At 44.6% G+C, this 19,725-nt stretch carries 19 protein-coding genes and 1 riboswitch; of the genes, 15 read left to right on the top strand and 4 right to left on the bottom strand.

Annotated elements, in window-relative coordinates:
* The first annotated feature begins 54 nt into the window (after positions 1-54).
* The 3 genes from ACGTNI_RS00225 to ACGTNI_RS00215 all read left to right on the top strand — a co-directional run bounded on the left by ACGTNI_RS00225 (position 55) and on the right by ACGTNI_RS00215 (position 4,925).
* Complete coding sequence (locus tag ACGTNI_RS00225; protein ID WP_394459009.1) at positions 55-1,047, top strand: glycosyltransferase family 2 protein; 993 nt, start codon at positions 55-57, stop codon at positions 1,045-1,047.
* A gap of 56 nt (positions 1,048-1,103) precedes the next feature.
* Positions 1,104-3,716 carry a YfhO family protein gene (locus ACGTNI_RS00220; protein WP_394459007.1) on the top strand — a complete coding sequence of 871 codons (2,613 nt, stop codon included), beginning with the start codon at positions 1,104-1,106 and terminating at the stop codon, positions 3,714-3,716.
* Between the two features lie 32 nt (positions 3,717-3,748).
* Positions 3,749-3,852, top strand: a riboswitch (purine riboswitch).
* Positions 3,853-4,097: 245 nt separating this feature from the next.
* A complete protein-coding gene (locus ACGTNI_RS00215; protein ID WP_394459817.1) occupies positions 4,098-4,925 on the top strand; it encodes a 5'-methylthioadenosine/S-adenosylhomocysteine nucleosidase in 828 nt (275 codons plus the stop codon).
* Positions 4,926-4,980: 55 nt separating this feature from the next.
* Here the strand turns inward: ACGTNI_RS00215 and ACGTNI_RS00210 are convergent, their stop codons facing one another.
* A complete protein-coding gene (locus ACGTNI_RS00210; protein WP_394459005.1) occupies positions 4,981-5,232 on the bottom strand; it encodes a GlsB/YeaQ/YmgE family stress response membrane protein in 252 nt (83 codons plus the stop codon).
* Between the two features lie 244 nt (positions 5,233-5,476).
* Here ACGTNI_RS00210 and ACGTNI_RS00205 point away from each other — a divergent pair, with 244 nt between their 5' ends.
* From ACGTNI_RS00205 to ACGTNI_RS00155, 11 genes are all read left to right on the top strand, one after another.
* Positions 5,477-6,166, top strand: coding sequence for a response regulator transcription factor (locus tag ACGTNI_RS00205; RefSeq protein ID WP_394459004.1), 690 nt, complete (start codon positions 5,477-5,479; stop codon positions 6,164-6,166).
* Positions 6,163-7,167, top strand: a complete 1,005-nt coding sequence (locus ACGTNI_RS00200; protein WP_394459002.1) for a sensor histidine kinase — start codon at positions 6,163-6,165, stop codon at positions 7,165-7,167. Before ACGTNI_RS00205 ends, ACGTNI_RS00200 begins: the two co-directional genes overlap by 4 nt.
* Positions 7,168-7,273: 106 nt before the next feature.
* Positions 7,274-8,035, top strand: coding sequence for an ABC transporter ATP-binding protein (locus tag ACGTNI_RS00195; protein ID WP_394459000.1), 762 nt, complete (start codon positions 7,274-7,276; stop codon positions 8,033-8,035).
* Complete coding sequence (locus ACGTNI_RS00190; RefSeq protein ID WP_394458998.1) at positions 8,025-9,971, top strand: ABC transporter permease; 1,947 nt, start codon at positions 8,025-8,027, stop codon at positions 9,969-9,971. Before ACGTNI_RS00195 ends, ACGTNI_RS00190 begins: the two co-directional genes overlap by 11 nt.
* Positions 9,972-10,097: 126 nt before the next feature.
* Positions 10,098-10,277: a hypothetical protein gene (locus ACGTNI_RS00185; protein WP_394458996.1), complete on the top strand. Its 180-nt coding sequence runs from the start codon at positions 10,098-10,100 to the stop codon at positions 10,275-10,277.
* Between the two features lie 28 nt (positions 10,278-10,305).
* Positions 10,306-10,632, top strand: coding sequence for a YnfA family protein (locus ACGTNI_RS00180; protein ID WP_394458994.1), 327 nt, complete (start codon positions 10,306-10,308; stop codon positions 10,630-10,632).
* Positions 10,633-10,811: 179 nt separating this feature from the next.
* On the top strand, positions 10,812-11,009 hold the full coding sequence (locus ACGTNI_RS00175; protein ID WP_028782438.1) for a cold-shock protein: 198 nt from the start codon (positions 10,812-10,814) through the stop codon (positions 11,007-11,009).
* A 236-nt stretch (positions 11,010-11,245) separates the two neighbouring features.
* Entirely contained in the window at positions 11,246-12,403 is a 1,158-nt protein-coding gene (locus ACGTNI_RS00170; RefSeq protein WP_394458991.1) for a LysM peptidoglycan-binding domain-containing protein, read from the top strand.
* A 138-nt stretch (positions 12,404-12,541) separates the two neighbouring features.
* Positions 12,542-13,381, top strand: a complete 840-nt coding sequence (locus ACGTNI_RS00165) for a pirin family protein (RefSeq protein ID WP_394458989.1) — start codon at positions 12,542-12,544, stop codon at positions 13,379-13,381.
* 174 nt (positions 13,382-13,555) lie between these two features.
* Complete coding sequence (locus ACGTNI_RS00160; RefSeq protein WP_394458987.1) at positions 13,556-14,188, top strand: FMN-dependent NADH-azoreductase; 633 nt, start codon at positions 13,556-13,558, stop codon at positions 14,186-14,188.
* A 33-nt stretch (positions 14,189-14,221) separates the two neighbouring features.
* Entirely contained in the window at positions 14,222-14,944 is a 723-nt protein-coding gene (locus ACGTNI_RS00155; protein ID WP_394458985.1) for a DsbA family oxidoreductase, read from the top strand.
* Positions 14,945-15,024: 80 nt separating this feature from the next.
* Here the strand turns inward: ACGTNI_RS00155 and ACGTNI_RS00150 are convergent, their stop codons facing one another.
* Positions 15,025-15,894, bottom strand: coding sequence for a DMT family transporter (locus ACGTNI_RS00150; RefSeq protein WP_394458983.1), 870 nt, complete (start codon positions 15,892-15,894; stop codon positions 15,025-15,027).
* 584 nt (positions 15,895-16,478) lie between these two features.
* Here ACGTNI_RS00150 and ACGTNI_RS00145 point away from each other — a divergent pair.
* Positions 16,479-17,330, top strand: a complete 852-nt coding sequence (locus tag ACGTNI_RS00145) for a VOC family protein (RefSeq protein WP_394458981.1) — start codon at positions 16,479-16,481, stop codon at positions 17,328-17,330.
* Between the two features lie 315 nt (positions 17,331-17,645).
* Here ACGTNI_RS00145 and ACGTNI_RS00140 read toward each other — a convergent pair whose 3' ends face one another.
* Together ACGTNI_RS00140 and ACGTNI_RS00135 are read right to left on the bottom strand one after the other, a co-directional pair.
* The gene (locus ACGTNI_RS00140) at positions 17,646-18,935 is read right to left on the bottom strand and encodes a nucleobase:cation symporter-2 family protein (RefSeq protein WP_394458979.1); all 1,290 of its coding nucleotides are present in this window, start codon (positions 18,933-18,935) and stop codon (positions 17,646-17,648) included.
* Entirely contained in the window at positions 18,932-19,516 is a 585-nt protein-coding gene (locus tag ACGTNI_RS00135; RefSeq protein ID WP_394458977.1) for a xanthine phosphoribosyltransferase, read from the bottom strand. The genes ACGTNI_RS00140 and ACGTNI_RS00135 overlap by 4 nt, the downstream gene beginning before the upstream one ends.
* Between the last annotated feature and the right edge of the window lie 209 nt (positions 19,517-19,725).

Genomic DNA, 19,725 nt, shown 5'->3' with positions numbered 1-19,725 from the left:
GCGGATTTCTGCTGAAGCTATTGGTAGCAGATAGACGTTAAAGTAGGTGCAACGATGACAGCTGGACTGATTTCGATTATTATTCCTTCCTATAATGAATCCGATAATATCGACCTTATATATAAAGCAGTAGACAAAGAGTTTGAAACGCTTCGTTATGATTACGAAATCCTGTATGTGAATGATGGCAGTTCGGACGATACGCTCTCCCGGATTAAAAAACTTGCCGGGGCACACGCAAATGTGAAGTATATATCGTTTACGCGTAATTTTGGAAAAGAGGTAGCGCTTCTTGCCGGATTTCAACATTCGAACGGAGAAGCGGTGATTGTGATGGATGCAGACTTGCAGCACCCGTGTTCGTTGATTCGACCGTTCCTCGAAGGGTATGATGAAGGCTATCACCAGGTGATCGGAAAACGGAATCGGAACGGGGAGGGCTGGCTGCGCTCCTGTCTTTCCTCGCTATATTATTGTGTCATCAACAAGTTTGTGGATGTCGAGCTTGAGGATGGAGTCGGGGATTTCCGGCTGCTTAGCAGGAAAGCGGTGAACGGGCTGTTGAAGCTGAATGAGGGAAGCCGCTTCTCGAAGGGGCTGTTTTCCTGGATCGGTTTAAGTCAGAAGGTCATCCATTATGATAACGTCTGCCGGGAGAATGGCCAGTCGAAGTGGAAGCTGTCTAAATTGATGAATTATGGCATTGATGGTGCGATATCGTTTAACAACCGGCCGCTCCGGCTCTGCTTTTATACCGGAATTTTTGTGCTGATGATTTCTGCTCTATATATAATCGTCCATCTGGTTCTTATATTAAATAACGGGATCGTGGAGCAGGGTTATTTCACGACGATTTCTGCGGTGCTGCTGATTGGCGGCATCCAGCTCGTCAGCCTTGGTGTCATCGGAGAATATATCGGAAGAATTTATTACGAAACGAAGCAGCGGCCGCATTATCTGGTCGAGGAAGCCAATATCCGTCGCGGGCCAGACAGTGAAGCGGAACAAACGGGAGTTTACCAAATTCATCGCAGTGGGGACCAGTAATACGGTCAGATACACTGGTATAACAGTAAAATATCTAAAATGCAGGCGGGGATGTCATGGTAAATAAAAAGCTTATGATGTTAGTGGCGGCGAGTCTCGTACTTGCTGTCTTAGCTCATGGTTTTTTTCTGCAGGCATGGACGGAAGGCCGTTACATGGTCGGGCACAATGATGGCCTGCAGCAAATGGTGACATTCAAAAAACTTTTATACCACCAATACACCAGCGGGAATTTCTTCTATAATTACGGATTTGGCCTCGGCGGGGGTACCTATAGTCAGTTGTCGTTTTATTTTTCGACGTCGATTGTTTTCCTCCTCAGCACCGGGGTAACTTTTTTACTGGAATGGCTTGGCGTAGTGAGCGCGGTAGATATCGTTTATTGGGCCGAATCGGCCGTATTCATCAGCATCCTCCGGCTGGCTGCTATTCTTGTCCTCACCACGCTCGTTTTCCGTTATATGAAAATTCCGTGGCTGCCCGCATTCCTGGGATCTGCCGTTTATGGGTTATCGGTGATCTATTTCCGGCATGCGACGTACTGGGAGTTTTTTGCTGATGCCATGTTATGGCTGCCATTCCTTGTCCTTGGGGTCGAAAAAATCATCCGTGAAGGCCGGGCGGGATGGTTTATTTTTGCTGTCGCCGTAACGATGATTGATAACTTCTATTTTGCCTATATCAACCTGATTTTCATTGGCGTATACTTTCTGTTCCGGTTATTCCACCGGCTGGATCAGCAGGAAGTGTCCGTGGTTGAACAAGTCAGGCTGTTTGTGACGGCGGGATTGATCGGGGCTGGAATCAGTGCGGTTTCGTTTGTACCGGCCGTCTACAGTTTTCTGAACAATTACCGACCCGATTACCGGTTTCCTGTTGGTATCGTGGATTTTTCCGATAACATCCTGTTTACGAGTCGGATCATCGTTCTGCCGGCTATTTTTCTCTTGTTGCTCTGCCTTATTCCCTTGTATAAGAGGCCACATTTCCGATTATTTGCCTCGTTAAGCGTTCTGTTCGTGCTCCTTCATTTCAGTCCGCTTGCGGCCAGCGCATTCAATGGCTTTTCGGCTCCCCAGTACCGCTGGGAATACCTGCTGTCATTTACGGTTGGAGGGGTTGTGGCTGTGGGACTGCAGTACTTGGGGGAGGTCAGTAAAACAAGCATAATGATTGCAAGTCTGCTCGTAATCAGCCTGTACTTGAGCGTGCTGGTGATCGATCAGCATCTTTCTTTCTTCTCGCTGCCTGGTCTCACTGTCCTAATTTTCATGGTAGTCATCGTGTTGATGACTGCATGTGTGGTGTGGATAGGTAAACGCAGCTGCTTTTACATGTTATACGGGGCAAGCCTTGTTTTTCTGCTCGTTTTTTCGAATGCCATCCAGTACGTCATCTCGGAAATGACCGGTGTGCGAAGTGTATCGCAGGAGTTTTTACATAGCGAAAAATATAACGGGAAAGAACAACGGGAGTTGCTGGCAGAAATCTACGAGCGGGATAGCAACCCGTTTTACCGGATTGACTGGCGGGTCGGGTATTGGAACAATACGCCGATCGTTCAGAATTTCAACGGTATGAGTGTATATTCCAGCATATTGAACAAGGAGCTGTTGTTTTTCTATTTGTATGATCTCCAGGTGGATATGGGGCGGGAGAGTGTCAGCCGTTACTCGACGCTCGGCTCGCGGGCCAATCTGTACAGCCTGTTGCAGGGCAAATACATGATGCGTAAAAAAGAAGACACGGCAAAAGTTCCCTATGGTTTTGAAAAGGTGGCCGCTACAGAAAATTATGTGATGTATGAAAATACCAACCTGCTGCCGTTTGTACGTACGACAGATACCGTATTTTCTAAAGAGGCGCTGAGAGAAGCCAATGTCCTGGAAAAAGAGCACGCTATGCTGGAAGGGGTGGTTGTCGAGGACGGCAGCTTTTCTGAAAAACCAACAGAAGCGCCAAATCTTATTGACAATACGAGCATGAAAACGACTGGAGCAGAATATGAACATGGGTATTTGAAGGTGAAGGATAAAGAAGGTGGCATTGATATGATTGTCGAGGACTTTGATGGGGAGGCTGGTGATTATTACCTCCGTTTTCATCTTGAAAGTCTCGCCGAGCGGCAAGGGTTTGCGGTGAAAGTCAATGGTTACCGGACGACACGTAAACATAACCAGTCGATTTACAAAACCTACATCGATGACCTGGTCATCCGAGTTCCTAAATCGGAAAAGATTTCGATACGTGTTCCCGAAGGTGAGTATTTGCTGAAGGAGTTTGCATTATATGAAGAAGACTACACGGTTCTAGACAAAGCAAAACGCCATGCGGATGACGGAGCACAGGTGAAATGGGAGGGCAATAACCTGGTGATTCAATATGACAATCCCGGTGGAGAAAAATGGATGGTGCTGCCTATTCCTTACGAACGAGGTTGGCAGGTGAAGGTGAATGGAGAGGAACAGAAGATGGAAAAGGTCAATTATGCGTTCCTGGGATTTCCGATTGAACCAGGAAACAATAAGATTCAATTAATGTATCTTCCTCCTTTCTTTAAAGCTTCTATGGCAGTCACTTTTGTAAGCACCCTGCTTGCTCTCCTATTAGTCAGGAGAAAAGCGAACAATAAACATCATTTAATTAATTACGTTCGTATTTACCATTGAAAGCCTATCTGTGATTTGTTATAGTGGCACCGTAACGTTATAAATCAATAACTCGTATATGCTCGGTAATATGGTCGGAGCGTTTCTACCAGGTTCCCATTGAAAGAACTGGACTACGAGGTGAAATTTATGAATGTTCGGCTTCCAGCCTGTTTGCCGAACTATACATATTTTTCCTTCGTAGGCCTGAAAGGTAACCCACCTTCCAGGCCTTTTTATCCTTTAAGAAAGTTTAACTATGTTAAACGATTAAAGGCTTTCGCCATAAGGGCTTGGGGATTCAGCCAAGTTTTCCTAATCGTGCATAAGACACCACAAGGAGGAATCAGCTTGAAATCAGCACAGAGAAAAGTCGTAATTTTACTAGCAGTCATGGCCGTAATGGTACTGACAGTCCTTGGGGCATGCAGTGCTTCATCCTCAACAGAAGCGTCAGAAGATAACAAACAGCAGCGGCCAATTTTAATTGAAGGGCCGATGCCGATTGAAGCAGAAAACTTCGCCGAACGGCTCGAAGATGTAGAGGTAGAAAAGTCCGGAACATTTGAATTCTATATCGGAAGCGTCGATGACTACCCTGTCATTGTGGCGAAAACAGGGAAGGGAATGGAAAACACAGCAGCAGCGACAGCAGTGGCCATTGAAAAATACAACCCGGCTGCCATCATCAACCAGGGTACATCCGGAGGACATGACCCCGATTTGAATGTTTATGATATTGTGTTAGGCGAGCGTACAACAAACATCGGCTCCATGAAGACAGGTGATCGCGACGAAGGCGAAGGCATCGAGCCGAAAGAATGGATTCCGATGGATTTGATGGCTTCAGAAGGAAGTGCCGGAGAAGATCCGAATGCGGAAAATATCCGCTATTATGAAGCAGACGAAGACCTTCTGGCAGCAGCTAAAGAAGTAAAAGATGAGCATGAAAAAGGAAAAGTCGTCGAAGGGACAATCGGTTCTGCAGATGTCTGGAACAACGAAGTCGACCGGATCAATTGGTTCCACGAAAATTATGGGACATCTGTAGAAGAGATGGAAGGTGCAGCAGCCGCCCAAATAGCGAAAGGTTACGACATTCCTTATCTCGGGGTCCGCATCCTATCTAATAATAAAACGAACGACGGGGAATACGATCCGAATACAGCAGAAGCGAATCAGGAATATGTATATGAAGTAGTGAAACAGTACATTTCTGATCAGAAGTAATAAGCTCATGAAAAAATGCCTGGCTATCAAAGCGATAGCCAGGCATTCTTAATAATTATCGTTTGCGACGGCCTTTCATGATGACACTGATGATAAATACGAAAATCAGTGCACCAATCAAGGCAGGGATAATCGCCATTCCCGCGAGGCTTGGTCCCCAGGATCCTAACAGGGCACCACCAATCCAGGCACCAATGATACCTGCAATAATATTACCTACAATTCCAAACGGTACATCACGGCCGAGGATGACACCTGCTAACCAGCCGATCAGTCCACCTACAATTAAATATAGTATAAATCCCATAATCTTTTACCTCCTTATCTCTTTTTCTATTGATGAATATATCCCGAATAGCGTTCTTTAAAACATAACCAACCTTTTGGAATATTGTGGTAGGATAGTAGGTGTGTGCCAGTCTGTTGGCAACCAACAGACGGAAGCTATTAAGGGGTATTTTTGAGATATTATCAGACTAATCCAGTGAGAAGTGATTCTTCGCAGGGAGCAATTCGTAATATAATAAATGAATCTTTAGGAGGTGTTACTTTTGTTCAACATTCTACTGATTGAGGATGATACCTCCCTTTTTCATGAAATTGAAAACCGTTTGGAACAATGGTCCTACATCGTACATGGGGTTGAGGACTTTGGAAGAGTAATAGAGACATTCTCCCGTGTAAAACCCGATTTAGTGATTATTGATATCCAGCTGCCAAAATACAATGGTTTTCATTGGTGCCGAATGATACGTGCCCATTCCAATGTGCCGATTTTGTTTCTATCATCCCGGGACCACCCCACAGATATGGTCATGTCTATGCAGCTTGGAGCGGACGACTTTATTCAGAAACCATTCCATTTTGACGTGTTAATCGCGAAGGTGCAGGCGGTATTACGGCGCGCCTATGACTACAGTACCGACCAGGTTAACCTGAAGACGTGGAATGGGGCCACTGTCGACTATGAACAGAATGCAGTAGCCAATCAGAACGGAAGTATTGAATTGACTAAGAATGAGATGTTCATCTTAAAACGCTTAGTGGAAAATAAAAATAAAATTGTAAGCAGGGATGAGCTGATCAAAAGTCTATGGAATGATGAACGTTTTATTAGTGATAATACACTTACAGTGAATGTTAACCGTCTGCGTAAAAAACTGGGAGAACTGGGCTTTGACGAGTTTCTTGAGACAAAAGTTGGTCAGGGTTATATGTTATTGGAAGTGGATGATCAATGATACGAAAATATATAAAAGAAAGACGGAGCTGGATTGGGCTGTTCTTGTTCCTGCAAATCCTGCTCATCTCGATTGCTTATTTGGATCCGACTATTCCGGTGAAATCGATCGGATATATCTTATTTTTATCACTGATTATATTCATCTTTTTTCTTACTTTCCGCTATCAAAAAGAAGCAAAATTCTACTGTGAGCTGGAAGAAAGGGAGAACAACCTTGATATCACAAGCATAGTTGTTGCAGAAAGCCCTTTTGAAAAGGTTATAGAAGAGACATTAATAGGGCAAATCGAGGTTTTGAAAAAGGAAGTCGCTCAAAATGAAATGAGTATAGAGCAGGAAAAAGAGGAATTGCTTGCCTGGATCCATGAGATTAAAACACCATTGTCCGCTATGCATTTAATGTTAGAACGTGTGAACGATGAAGAACTGCAGGCACAATTGACATATGAATGGCTGAGGATTCACTTACTGCTTGATCAGCAGCTACATTCAAAGCGGATAGCTTTCATGGAGAATGATTTATACATAGAGCCACTTGATGTAAAAGAAGTAATTTTCGGGGAAATCAAACCGTTGCAGTACTGGTGTATGCAAAAAGGAATAGGGTTTGATATCGATCTCGAAGTAAAAGAAGTCCTCAGTGATGGTAAATGGCTGGCCTTCATCATGAGACAGTTGCTGAGTAACGCAGTGAAGTATAGTGAGAAAAGTGACATTATCATCCGAAGTTATCGGGAAGATGGAAAGCCGACGCTTTCCGTGGAAGACCACGGACGGGGAATCGAGGCAAAAGATGTACCGCGAATCTTTGAAAAAGGTTTCACGTCTACTGCTAAACATGAAGAGCAGTCAGCCACAGGAATGGGGTTATATCTGGCAGAGAAAGCGGCTCAGGCACTTTTAATCAGCATTGAGGTGCATACCCAACCAGAGAAAGGGACAACATTTACGCTGACTTTCCCGAAAGAGAATGAGTTTGTGGACGTGATAGGCATGTGACAAAAATGTCACATGCCTTGCTTGTTTTGTTAGGAGAATCGAAGGAAAACCGGCTTTCCCCTTCTTATAATGGAATTATCACCAAGTGAAAAGGAGTGCGGAAAAGATGAGTATATTAAAAGCGCAAAAAATTCATAAAAGTTTTGGAAATAAATTTAATCGTCAGGAAGTGTTGAAAGGAATTGATTTGAAAATTGAGGAGGGTGAATTCGTAGGCATTATGGGTCCATCGGGTTCAGGGAAGACCACTTTGTTGAACGTACTTTCTTCCATCGATAAGGTGAGCAGCGGTTCCATTATGATTGAATCGAATGAAATGACCGAAATGAAAGACAAGAAGCTGGCGGAATTCCGTAAGCACCACCTCGGGTTCATTTTCCAGGAATATAACTTGCTGGATACTTTGACAGTCAAGGAAAATATCCTCCTGCCATTGTCGATAAAGAAGGTTCCAAAAAAAGAAGCGGAACGAAAATTTGATGACTTGGCCTCTGAATTAGGAATCGTGGGGGTGAAAGATAAATACCCGAATGAAATTTCCGGTGGACAGAAACAGCGTACCTCTGCTGCCAGAGCTTTTATTCATCAGCCTAGCATAATTTTTGCCGATGAACCGACTGGAGCACTTGATTCCAAAGCGGCCTCTGACCTGCTGAATAAGCTAAGTGACATGAACGACAAGCGGAAGGCGACGATTGTCATGGTTACCCATGACCCTGCAGCGGCCAGCTACTGCAGCCGGGTAGTATTCATCAAAGACGGCAGGATTTATTCCCAATTGATTAAAGGAGATCAGTCCAGGCAGGAAGTGTTCCGCGATATCATTAAAACCCAGGGTGTATTAGGGGGTGTCCAGAGTGAGCATTAATCATCTGATCATCCAAAACCTGAAAAAGAATCTACAAAACTATTATTTGTATGTATTTGCCTTGACAATTAGTGTTGCGCTGTATTTTGCTTTTGTCACGTTGCAATATGATCCGTCCATGGATGCTGCGACAGGAACGATCAAAGGAGCCGCTGCCTTAAAGTCTGCTTCCTTTTTACTAATAGCAATAATAGCCATTTTTCTGCTGTACGCCAACACCATTTTTATTAAAAGAAGAAGCAGGGAAATCGGGTTATTCCAGCTGATCGGCATGAAAAAGAATGAAATTTTCCGCATTTTAAGTGTAGAAAATTTCTTGTTATATTTCGGCGCCTTGGCTGCAGGGATCTTTCTCGGCTTCGCTTCATCAAAGTTGGTTCTGATGATTCTGTTCCGCCTTACCAAGGTTGAGACAGCTGCCGAGCTGAACTTTTCTGAAGCGGCTTTGGCCCAGACATTGGTCGTATTTGGTGTTGTTTATATTCTGATCATGGGCATGAATTACTTGTTTATCCGGAGACAAACCATACTTTCTTTGTTTCGTGTGACCTCCACGACAGAAGTGAAAAGGAAAGGAAGTCCACTTTGGGAAGTAGTCCTTGGCGTCGCAGGTATCCTGTTGATTTTAACCGGGTATTACCTTTCTTCCAGGTTATTTGATGGAGATTTTCTGTCCGTGAACGCCCTTTTCATTGTAATGATCGTGATTCTTACTTCTGTGATTATCGGTACTTACTTGTTCTATAAAGGGTCCGTCAGTTTTCTTGCTAACTTGATTCGGAAGAGAAAAGGGGGACACGTGAATATCAGAGATGTCATGTCTTTATCATCCATCATGTTCCGGATGAAATCGAACTCTCTGCTATTGACGGTGATAACTACTGTATCTGCTCTCGCTATTGGCCTGTTGTCCTTAAGTTATATCTCTTATTATTCAGCAGAAAAGGCGGCAAAGGATCAGGTTGCCGGAGATTTTGCTTTTACCACAGAGGAAGATGCTCGTTTGTTTAGAGAAACCCTCGAAATGACAGCTATCGACCATCAAGTGAAACAAATCGAAGTCGTGCAGACGAAAGTTGATATATCTGGAATCATTGATGGGAAAATAGAAGGTGCGACTGCAAAGATGGATGAAATGCAGATGCCGGTCATCAGTGATGAAGCTGTAAAAGGGGTGGACGTCAGTTCTTCTGAGCCGATTCTCACGGGCTATAATGATATATTGCAATCCATGATAAATTTTAAGGACTCTGGACAGATTGTCCTACAGGGGAAAACAACGGCGATTCCCCAGGAATTTCAAGGTCTGGAAAAAGAGCATATCATCTCGGGATACTATACGAGTGGCGGGGTACCGGTAGCCATAGTTGATGATGAGATTTACAAACAATTAAAACAGGATGCTGATCCTGAGCTGCAGTTTGGTTCATCGCTTCATATCGGTATTGATATTGTAGAGAAGCAAAGGCTGGAGGAAGCGAACAAATTATTCCATGTGCCCGAATATAATGAGGAGAGTTACACAGCTTCTCGCCTGGATAAGAGTAATGAGCAAAAAATGTCCATGGGGCTAATAATGTTCATTGTCGGCTTTCTGGGACTTACTTTTCTCGTGACTTCGGGATGCATTTTGTACTTCAAACAAATGAATGAAAGTGAAACCGAAAAGCCGAGCTATACGAACCTCCGAAAATTAGGATTTACGAGGAGCGATTTAGAAAGTGGTGTTCGTATGAAACAGGTATTCAATTTTGGTATCCCATTAATCATCGGTTTATCACATAGTTATTTTGCGGTCCGATCCGGCTGGTTTTTCTTCGGAAAAGAATTATGGGTGCCCATGTTCATCGTAATGGGGTTATATGCAGCGTTATATTCTATATTTGGCGTGTTATCTGTGCTGTACTATAAAAAAGTAATTAAAGAAGCACTGTAACAGGGAGAGGTGATTCCATCATTGGAATTACCTTTACTATTTCTATCCAAGAGGCTGAGTATGATAAAGTGAGTAGGGAGATGTTTGATTATGCATATTTAAGAATCTGGTAGGGGGCTGTCTGCATTGCGAAGAGACTTGAGAGTTAGGATCGGGTTGATCGGCAATCTGCTGATTTTTTTCTGGGGAATTTACCGCATGTTTTCCGAGAATACGATAGCATTTATTCCGGTGATCCTTGCGGTAGGCGGTTTCATTGGTATGGTTGCCTCTATCTATGAACTGAAAAAGGTACATAAAAATTAACGTGTCATAAAGAACGGGAAGTGATAGATTGTTACATGCTTTTATATTATTCCTGTTTGCCGGGCTCGCGGAAATCGGCGGCGGGTATTTGATATGGTTATGGCTGAGAGAAGGGAAGCCGTTGTATTGGGGAGTAGGAGGAGGCTTTGCGCTTGCGATGTATGGGGTGATTGCCACCTTTCAAACCTTTCCTTCGTTCGGCAGAGTGTATGCCGCTTACGGGGGTGTGTTTATCGTGCTGTCTGTTTTATGGGGTTGGGGGATCGATAAAAAAACACCCGACTTATACGACTGGGTCGGTGCCGGAATTTGTCTGATTGGTGTGTCGGTCATATTATTCGGGCCGCGTAATTGATAAGCGCATTAATTATTTTTAACTTACCCTTGACGGGGAGTAATAATCAGCGTATAGTAGGGATTAATTATTCTTGTTCGTTTAAAGAAGGCAAGAGAAGTTTTAGTGACTTACCCTTGAATTTCTAGAGCAATAATAGTAATACATTGTGGATAAACATCCACGCAGGAGGTAACAACATGTTACAAGGTAACGTAAAATGGTTCAACGCAGAAAAAGGTTTCGGATTTATTGAAGTAGAAGGTCAAGACGATGTATTCGTTCATTTCTCTGCTATTCAAGGTGAAGGTTTCAAAACTCTAGAAGAAAACGAAACAGTTTCTTTCGAAATCGTCGAAGGCAACCGTGGACCACAAGCAGCTAACGTTCAAAAATAAGCGTTATAGCTTATAGAGAGACTCCCAACTCGGGAGTCTCTTTTTTTGCGTTTACAAACTGGCTATATAGGTGTGCTATATGTCAGCTTTTTCTAGGGACAATGATAGAGCTTATTCGACAAGAGCGTAGTATAATAGAAGTAAGATACAAACTATTCTGAAAAAAGAAGGGAGGTTCCTGGCTGTCACGCTGGTAGGTGGAATGCACATAAAAAATCGAATATGAGGTGGAAAAGATGAGCAAGCTGCTGGCATCCATTGTGGCTCCAGTTCTGTTTCTTGCTATGTTTCTGTCTTTTATTACTCATGGGGAAGCCGCTGCTTCAACGTTTGTGACCAAAGCCAATACTTCGAGTAAATTAGTTGCTTTGACATTTGATGACGGTTCAGATGGAACGAACATCGACCGGATCTTGCAGGTGCTTTCCGATGAGCGGGTTCCATCGACCTTTTTCCTGACTGGTTCAGGAACCTCTAACCACCCGGCTGCCATTAAGCGAATCGTTGCAGGTGGCCATGAAGTCGCCAACCATTCGTATTCCCATCCTGATTTTACAAAGCTGACCGCAACGCAGATCAAAACCGAGTTAGATCGCACCGAGGCCATTGTCAAAAGTACAACAGGTAAATCGACAAAACCGCTGTTTCGTGCGCCGTTCGGTTCCGTGAATGCTGCAGTGTTGTCAGCTGTAGGTGACACCGGTTATACGCATACGATTCACTGGAACATCGATACGCTCGATTGGAAAGGTCTATCCAAGTCGGAAGTGTACAGCAGGGTAGTCGATAACATCGTTCCAGGTTCCATTGTGCTGATGCACACCGGAGCAGGAGCGTCAGGAACACCGGGAGCATTACCGGATATCATTAAAAACCTGAAAGCAAAGGGGTATCAATTTGCCACTGTCTCTCAGATTTTGAGCTTGCCAGGGATAGCAGGTGAAACGGTCCATGTGGTCCGGGCAGGCGACACGCTTTACAGTATCGCCAGGAGTTATGGGGTGACAGTGGACAAGCTAGCTGCTGCAAACAACCTGAAGAACCCTAATTTGATCCGTATCGGTCAATTTATAAAAATCCCAGCTAAAACGATTGTTGGAGGCGATGTCTATACAGTCAAGGCAGGGGACACGTTGTATAGCATAGCAAAAAAATACAATGTCTCTGTCAGTGATATCGTTGCCGCCAACCAGATAGCCAATGCTAACCTTATCCGAGTTGGCCAGCAGCTGACGATCCCGGTCAACACCGTTTCTTATACGGTGAAAAGAGGTGACACCCTCTACAGTATCGCAAGAATTCATGGTACGACTGTTGCGAAAATCGCAGCAGCCAACAATATTACGAATACCAGTCTAATTTTTCCGGGACAGCAATTAGTGATACCTAAATAAATTTCTATGTGGCAGTCCGTTTTGAACGGGCTGTTTTTTTATGATAACGGCGGAGCGACAAAACCAAAATCAATCATTTTATTTTACAAAAGCTATAGTAATATAATGGAAGCAGACGAAGCAGGAGGTGCTGAATGTATGGCGAATCAACGAGGAATCGAGCGCGTATGGACGGTGGAGTACCAGGAAGGAAGCGGCCCGCACAAGCAAGTCGGACAAGTGCTGCCGCCTGGCAACTGGGAACAATTCGACCCATTTTTGTTAATGGCGGAGGACTGGTTCCAGCAGGGGACATTTCCGGATCACCCCCATCGCGGCATGGAGACGATCACCTATGTAATAGAAGGAAAGTTAAAGCATGAGGACAACCATGGGGGCTCGGGAGTGTTGGAGCCTGGCGATGCACAGCTTATGACGGCAGGGAGCGGCATCGTCCATTCGGAGGATCCACTGCCGGGTGAAACGGTCCATAGCCTGCAATTGTGGCTGAACCTGCCGAGCAGCAAAAAGTCAGCGACTCCGCGCTATCAGGATTTGAAGGCGGAAACGGTGCCGGTTCGAAGGGAAGATGGCGCAGAAGTTCGTGTTTACTCCGGTTCTTCCGGTGATGTGCAGGCAGATACGGAAAACCATGTCCCGCTCACCTATGTGGAATTGAATGTCGAGGCAGGGGCAAATGTAACACAGGATTTGCCTGGAAGCTTCAATGGCTTTATCTATATTATAGAAGGAATCGGGACATTTGGAATTGAGGGAACCGAAGGGAAGCAAAACCAGGTGCTCTGGCTCGGACGCACTTCAAAGGATGCATACAGTGAAGTGACCATCCAGGCGAATGAAAAACTTCGAGCTATTCTCGTTGCCGGAGAACCGATCGGGGAGCCGGTGGTTGCCAGAGGACCGTTCGTTATGAATACGGAAGAAGAAATTTTCCAGGCTTATCGCGACTATCAAGCTGGTAAATTCAACCGTTCGTAAGGAGCTGGTTTTTTACGGGAACCTTATAACCGAGCGATTTACATCATGAGACTTTTTTCCTGTTTATCCTTGTTTTAAAAGTCTCGAAGTCGAAATAGTTGAGAAAATCCTCCCTCGGTAGTACAATCTATAATCGTTGAGCACACCTAAGTTAATCATGGGAGGAATATAGAGATGAACGTACTAGTAGTAAAAGGTAACAACCGTCCTGACGGTATCACAACAAAAATGTATGAAACATTCATGGAAGAGGTTAAAGACAACAGCGATTTGAACATCACGACGTATGATGTATTCGCAGAAGACATGCCTTATTTCGGGCAGGACCTTTTCAATGCTTTGACAAAAATGGAAGCTGGCGAGCGTTTGAATGACGTTGAACAGCGTCTGCTTGACGCCAAGCAAAAAGCGAAAGACGCCCTGGAAGCAGCCGATGTCATCGTACTGACATTCCCGCTATGGAACTTCACGATTCCAGCGAAATTGCACACATTCATCGACTACGTTTCTGAAGCTGGCTTCACATTCAAATATACCGAAGAAGGCATCAAGCCGCTTATGCCTGGCAAGAAAGTCATGCTATTGAACGCACGCGGCGGTGTTTATTCTACGGAAGAAATGGCTCCGATGGATATGTCCGTCAACTTCATGCGCAACGTATTCGGCGGATTGTATGGCATGGACATCGTGGATGAAGTGATCATCGAAGGCCATAATGCAATGCCTGATAAAGCAGAAGCTATTATCGACGAAGGTATGACAAAAGTAAAAGAAGCAGCTCGCAACCTAGCCTACCAATACGCGTAAGGCTGAAATTTACGGAAAAGTGTGGTGCCAGAAATGAAAATTGAAGTATGGTCTGACTTTGTCTGCCCGTTTTGCTATATCGGCAAACGCCGGATCGAGCAGGCACTGGAACAGTTTGCTCACAAGGATGACGTGGAAGTCATTTTCAAAAGTTATGAATTGCAGCCTCACATCCAGAGTGATGAGAATGTTTCTGTTTACGAAGTGCTTGCCAGGAAAATGGGTACCACGGTTGAGCAGGCGAAAGCGATGAATGATCAGATGGTGGAGACCGCAAAGACCGTTGGTTTGGAGTATAATTTTGACGAGGTGAAACAGACCAATACGTTGGAGGCTCACCGGCTGTTCAAATATGCCGAAAAGCATGGTAAAGGACTGGCGTTCATGGAACGGCTGATGCGGGCTTACTTTACCGAATCCCGTTTCCTCGGACGGCCGGACACATTGATTGAACTGGCTGAGGAAATCGGTCTCGATGGCGAAAAAGCAGAAGATGTACTGGTAAGCGATGACTTTTTGGAAGATGTCCGAAACGACCAGCGTGAAGCTCAGCAAATCGGAGTTCAGGGAGTACCATTCTTTGTGTTTAATCGTAAATATGCGGTTTCTGGCGCCCAGCCACCAGAGCTGTTCCAGGAAACCCTGGAGAAAGTGTGGCAGGAAGAAAACGAGACGCCTTCCTTGCAGCAAATCCAGCCATCCGCTGATGCGGCTTGTACGGATGACAGTTGTGAAGTGAAAGACGACAATAACTAATCAAAAACGCCCGATTACAGAATCTATTCTCGTAATCGGGCGTTTTTATTTATAGAATCTCCTTCATGATCCGTACATGATCAGCCAGCCTGCTTCACGCTTAGTATAGTTACTGTGACCAGTATAAGCCCCATTCCAAGAAATTGAATGAGTCCCAATTGATCTCCGAGAAGCAAAACGCCAAATATGGAAGCTGTCACCGGCTCTACCATTGCAACCATCGAAGCAGTAGTCGGGGCAGTCTTCCGAACCCCGATTACATAGAATATAAACGATATTCCAGCTCCTACAAGTCCTAAGAGAATGAACCATCCCAGGTCGCTAGAGGTCAACACCTTAGTTGCTTCCCCACTTCCTGTAAAGAATAAAAGGATGAGACAGAAAGAAAAAAAGGCGATGGTTAAGGTAGTCTGTGGCTTTCCGATAGCAGAAGCGTTTTTAAAACCGAATATAAACAAAGCATAGGAAAGACCTGCACCAAGCCCTGCTGCCGCCCCTGCTAAACTGACGGAAATGGATTCCGTATTGTAAGCGCCTGTAAGCAGCACGATCCCCATAAGTACTCCGAAAATGCACGCCCATTTAAACCAGGTCGAACGTTCGATCCGAAATAAAAAGGAGATTAACAGGACAAAGACAGGTGCGGTGTACATCAAGGTAGCCGCTACAGCAATGCTCGAGGCCTGGATGCCGAGAAAATAAAAAGTGAAATTTCCAGCAACACCAACGCCCGCTAAAAGTGACCAAAAGTATAGACGAGGAGAGAAAGTCCAGTTCTTTTTAAAACGAATGAGAAACCACGCCAAGAAACATATGAATCCAACGGCACCCCGGTAAAACGAAATTACCATTGGGTCCCAGCCCTTGGTCATTAAAATATCTGCAATTCCGCCACTAATGCCCCAGCATATAGCGGCCAGCATCACTAATCCTACACCTGCATACTTCATTGTGCTCCTCCTCAACATGTATAATCGTACGAATTTTAGTAACGGTATTAGAGAGGGGATGTGTCCTTCATGTAAAAACGACCAAAACCCCTTTAGCTTTCCTGTTCAATATAATTTTTAATGACCGTGTAAACGGTAATTCCTTTAATTTCTCATAACTAAACCTACATCTACCAGCATCCAATGGAAACTTCCTTTTAGGGTAAAATGATAAATTTTGCACCTATTTATTCATTAATCTGAGTCCTGCATATCAATGGGTCATTATATTATTAAATGAAATATCTTGAATTAAAGATAGTTTAAATGATATTATATAGTAGAGTTCAATAATCCTTCAAAGCAGATAAGAATACTGTGTCCAGTACAAACGTGCAATCTCGGAACCTCTTCCATCGAATGAAGAGTAGCAAAAATTTTTAAGGTAATATCTCGAATTTGAGATTTTTGGTTTTCTTATATTCTTTTTCCCTTGGGGCATAAGAAGAAGTAAAGCTGTACACGTCTGGTAATAAGCTAGCCGGTTAAGCATGGTATTTATTTTTAATAATAAAATCGAAAGAGAGATACAAGGAGGAATTGCGTTGTCATTTCATCGTAAACCAATTACATTTGTAAACCGCGTCAACATTAAAGTACAACATTTAGAACGCTCCCTGGAATATTATCAAGAAGTGATAGGACTTAAAATTTTGGAGCAATCAAATAACAAAGCAAAGTTAACCGCTGATGGGAAAACCTGTATCCTGTCCATAGAGCAGCCGGATAACGTCATACCTAAGCAGGGAAGGACTACCGGACTATACCATTTTGCCATCCTTGTACCAAGCCGGTCCGATCTGGCTAATATCGTCCAGCATTTGATTGCAAAAGGGATTCGACTTGGATCTTCGGACCATCTTGTCAGTGAAGCGCTCTATTTAAATGATCCCGATGGGAATGGGATTGAAATTTATGTGGATCGTGATCCTTCTGTTTGGGAATGGAGGAATGGTGAAGTTGCCATGACAGTGGATCCGTTAGATTTTGCAAACCTGCTGAAGGACGGGGATTCAGAGAAAGCGTGGGATGGACTGCCCGCCGACACGGTGATGGGGCATATCCACTTACATGTTTCTCACTTACATGAAGCAGAGGAATTTTATACAAAAGGACTGGGTTTTGAGGTGGTCAACCGATTTGGCGATCAGGCCCTGTTCATTTCAGCAGGCAACTATCATCATCATATTGGCTTAAACACTTGGAATGGTGTTGGAGCTCCTGAAGCACCGCAAAATAGCGTTGGTCTTGAATCGTTTACCATCCTGATGCCTGATGAGGAGTATAGAAAAAATGTGGTTGCTAGTCTTGAGCGTATTGGTGCCACTGTCACAGAGGATAATGGGATAGTTACTACGAAGGATCCGTCTGGAAACCGTATCCATCTCGCTGTTTAAAAGCAAAACTAAATAAAAAATAAGACATGATGTTTCGGCAAGCTTACTTCACCACCTTTAAAGACCATTAGGTTAGCGAATAGAATTCTAATGGTCTTTAGAAAGTGGTTAATGACTGTAAAGCTACACGATCGCTTAAGTTATGGTCTTTATAGGCAGGATAAGAACCGTACGAGATGCGTACCCGTTCGGGACAGTCTTAATAACTTAAAAAAAGACCTGGCCTAAGGAATCCAGCGGTTTATCCTCAAATGATTCATCAAAAACAAGCTCAGAGTATAGACTCTGAGCTTGTTTACGTGTCATCTGAAAATATCAGGAAGCTTTCTTCTCTTTTAACATGGTTACCTTTACGTTGCGCGGCGTCATATTGAAAACGATATTCAAAACTATCGCGGTGACACTGCCGGCAACGATTCCGTTGCTTGTCAGAATTTGTACACCGGACGGCAGCTGGGCAAACAGCTCAGGAACCACGGTAACCCCAAGCCCCATGCCGACGGAGCAGGCAACGATCATAGAATTTTCAGGTGAATCGGCAATCACGGTGCTGAGCATCTTGATCCCCTGCGAGATGACCATCCCGAACATGGCCACCATCGCACCTCCAAGTACGGCAGCCGGAATGATTGTCGTCAAGGCAGCAATTTTCGGGATAAACCCTAAGGCGATCAGGAGTAACCCTGTAACCAGAATCACTTTCCGCGATTTGACCCCGGTCATATGGACGAGACCGACATTCTGAGAGAAAGCGGTATAAGGAAAAGCATTGAAGATGCCCCCAAGAAAGATGGCCAGTCCTTCCGCACGATAGCCTTTTGAGAGGTCCGTTTCTTTTATTTTTTTCCCCGTCAGGTCGCTAAGGGCAAAATAAACGCCGGTAGATTCCACCATCGATACCATGGCCACTAAGATCATCGTCAGAATCGCCGACCATTCGAACGTTGGCATGCCGAAGTAAAACGGCTCTACCATATGGAAATAAGAAGCTTCTCCGACAGCTGAAACGTCGACTTTTCCAACGAAAGCAGCTGCAATCGTACCAGCGACGATGCCAAGTAAAATAGCGATCGCCCGGATGAAACCTTCCGTAAAACGATAGGTTAGGATAATGAATAATAGCGTTCCGAAAGCTAAGGAGATATTTGTGATCGACCCGAAATCACTGGCGCCTTCCCCGCCGCCCATATTCGTAATCGCGACAGGAATCAAGGTAATACCGATAATCGTGACGACCGTTCCGGTGACTACCGGTGGGAAAAACCGTACCAGTTTTCCAAAGAACCCACTGATGACGACGACAAATAATCCGGATGCGAGAATCGCTCCATAAATAGCGGAAATTCCATACTGCCCGCCAATCGCAATCATCGGAGCAACCGCCGTGAACGTACAGCCGAGAACAACGGGCAGTCCGATACCGAAGAAGCGGTTATTGACGATCTGGAGAATGGTCGCCACCCCGCACATTAGAAGATCGATGGCGACGAGATAGGTTAATTGTTCGGAGGTGAGTCCAAGTGCGCCGCCGACAATCAAGGGGATTAACACGGCCCCTGTATACATGGCGAGCAGATGCTGGAGTCCTAAGGTGAAAGTTTTCATGTTAATGCCCCCTCCTTGTCAAACGTGATTTGTTTGTTTTCCATAGATGAAATGATGGCGAGGGACTCTACCCGGATTCCTTCCTGGCGTAGAATTTTGCCGCCATGCTGGAACCCTTTTTCGATCACAATGCCGACGCCTGCGAGACTTGCACCCGCTTGTTTGATGATGTCTACCATTCCGGAAACGGCCTGGCCGTTGGCCAAAAAGTCATCGATGAGTAGGATGTTATCATCGGGTTTAAGAAAGTCTTTGGCAATGGTAATGTTATTCATTTCTTTTTTGGTGAAGGAATAGACTTCTGTTGAAAAGTGCTCTGCTAGTGTTATAGGCTTTCGTTTTTTGGCAAATACAACCGGGACACCTAAGATGAGCCCTGTCATCGTTGCTGGTGCGATGCCTGATGACTCCAGTGTCAGCACCTTCGTAATGTTGGTATCTGAAAATCTATCCGCGAATTCCTGCCCGATCTGTTTCATCAATAATGGATCAATCTGATGGTTTAAAAAAGAATCGACTTTGATGACGGAATCCGATAGTACGTTTCCTTCGGTTACAATCTTCTGTTCTAATGCTTTCATGGAAATCCCCTTTCTGAATCAAGAAAAGCGCAAGCGCCCTGAAAGACACGACACGCATAAGCAAAACGACTGGAGGAAGGTGTCCTTTCCTTCCGCAAGACGGGTTGCTTATGTCGCGAGTGTCTGGGCGCTGAAGCTAGCCAATAAAAAAACTCGCTTTCCACCACTATGAGGAAAGCGAGCTTTGGCTTAGTTTTTGCCAATGACGA

Source organism: Thalassobacillus sp. B23F22_16 (assembly GCF_043496955.1).
In the GTDB taxonomy this organism is placed as follows: Bacteria; Bacillota; Bacilli; order Bacillales; family Halobacillaceae; genus Thalassobacillus; species Thalassobacillus devorans_A.
This window is presented reverse-complemented; position numbering and strand designations above follow the sequence as displayed.

Coding starts and splice junctions, on each gene's coding strand:
- ACGTNI_RS00160 (WP_394458987.1), top strand. CDS start 13,556: ATGAACGTACTAGTAGTAAAAGGTAACAACCGTCCTGACGGTATCACA.
- ACGTNI_RS00225 (WP_394459009.1), top strand. CDS start 55: ATGACAGCTGGACTGATTTCGATTATTATTCCTTCCTATAATGAATCC.
- ACGTNI_RS00140 (WP_394458979.1), bottom strand. CDS start 18,935: ATGAAAACTTTCACCTTAGGACTCCAGCATCTGCTCGCCATGTATACA.
- ACGTNI_RS00220 (WP_394459007.1), top strand. CDS start 1,104: ATGGTAAATAAAAAGCTTATGATGTTAGTGGCGGCGAGTCTCGTACTT.
- ACGTNI_RS00200 (WP_394459002.1), top strand. CDS start 6,163: ATGATACGAAAATATATAAAAGAAAGACGGAGCTGGATTGGGCTGTTC.
- ACGTNI_RS00135 (WP_394458977.1), bottom strand. CDS start 19,516: ATGAAAGCATTAGAACAGAAGATTGTAACCGAAGGAAACGTACTATCG.
- ACGTNI_RS00155 (WP_394458985.1), top strand. CDS start 14,222: ATGAAAATTGAAGTATGGTCTGACTTTGTCTGCCCGTTTTGCTATATC.
- ACGTNI_RS00210 (WP_394459005.1), bottom strand. CDS start 5,232: ATGGGATTTATACTATATTTAATTGTAGGTGGACTGATCGGCTGGTTA.
- ACGTNI_RS00175 (WP_028782438.1), top strand. CDS start 10,812: ATGTTACAAGGTAACGTAAAATGGTTCAACGCAGAAAAAGGTTTCGGA.
- ACGTNI_RS00170 (WP_394458991.1), top strand. CDS start 11,246: ATGAGCAAGCTGCTGGCATCCATTGTGGCTCCAGTTCTGTTTCTTGCT.
- ACGTNI_RS00165 (WP_394458989.1), top strand. CDS start 12,542: ATGGCGAATCAACGAGGAATCGAGCGCGTATGGACGGTGGAGTACCAG.
- ACGTNI_RS00195 (WP_394459000.1), top strand. CDS start 7,274: ATGAGTATATTAAAAGCGCAAAAAATTCATAAAAGTTTTGGAAATAAA.
- ACGTNI_RS00150 (WP_394458983.1), bottom strand. CDS start 15,894: ATGAAGTATGCAGGTGTAGGATTAGTGATGCTGGCCGCTATATGCTGG.
- ACGTNI_RS00215 (WP_394459817.1), top strand. CDS start 4,098: ATGGTACTGACAGTCCTTGGGGCATGCAGTGCTTCATCCTCAACAGAA.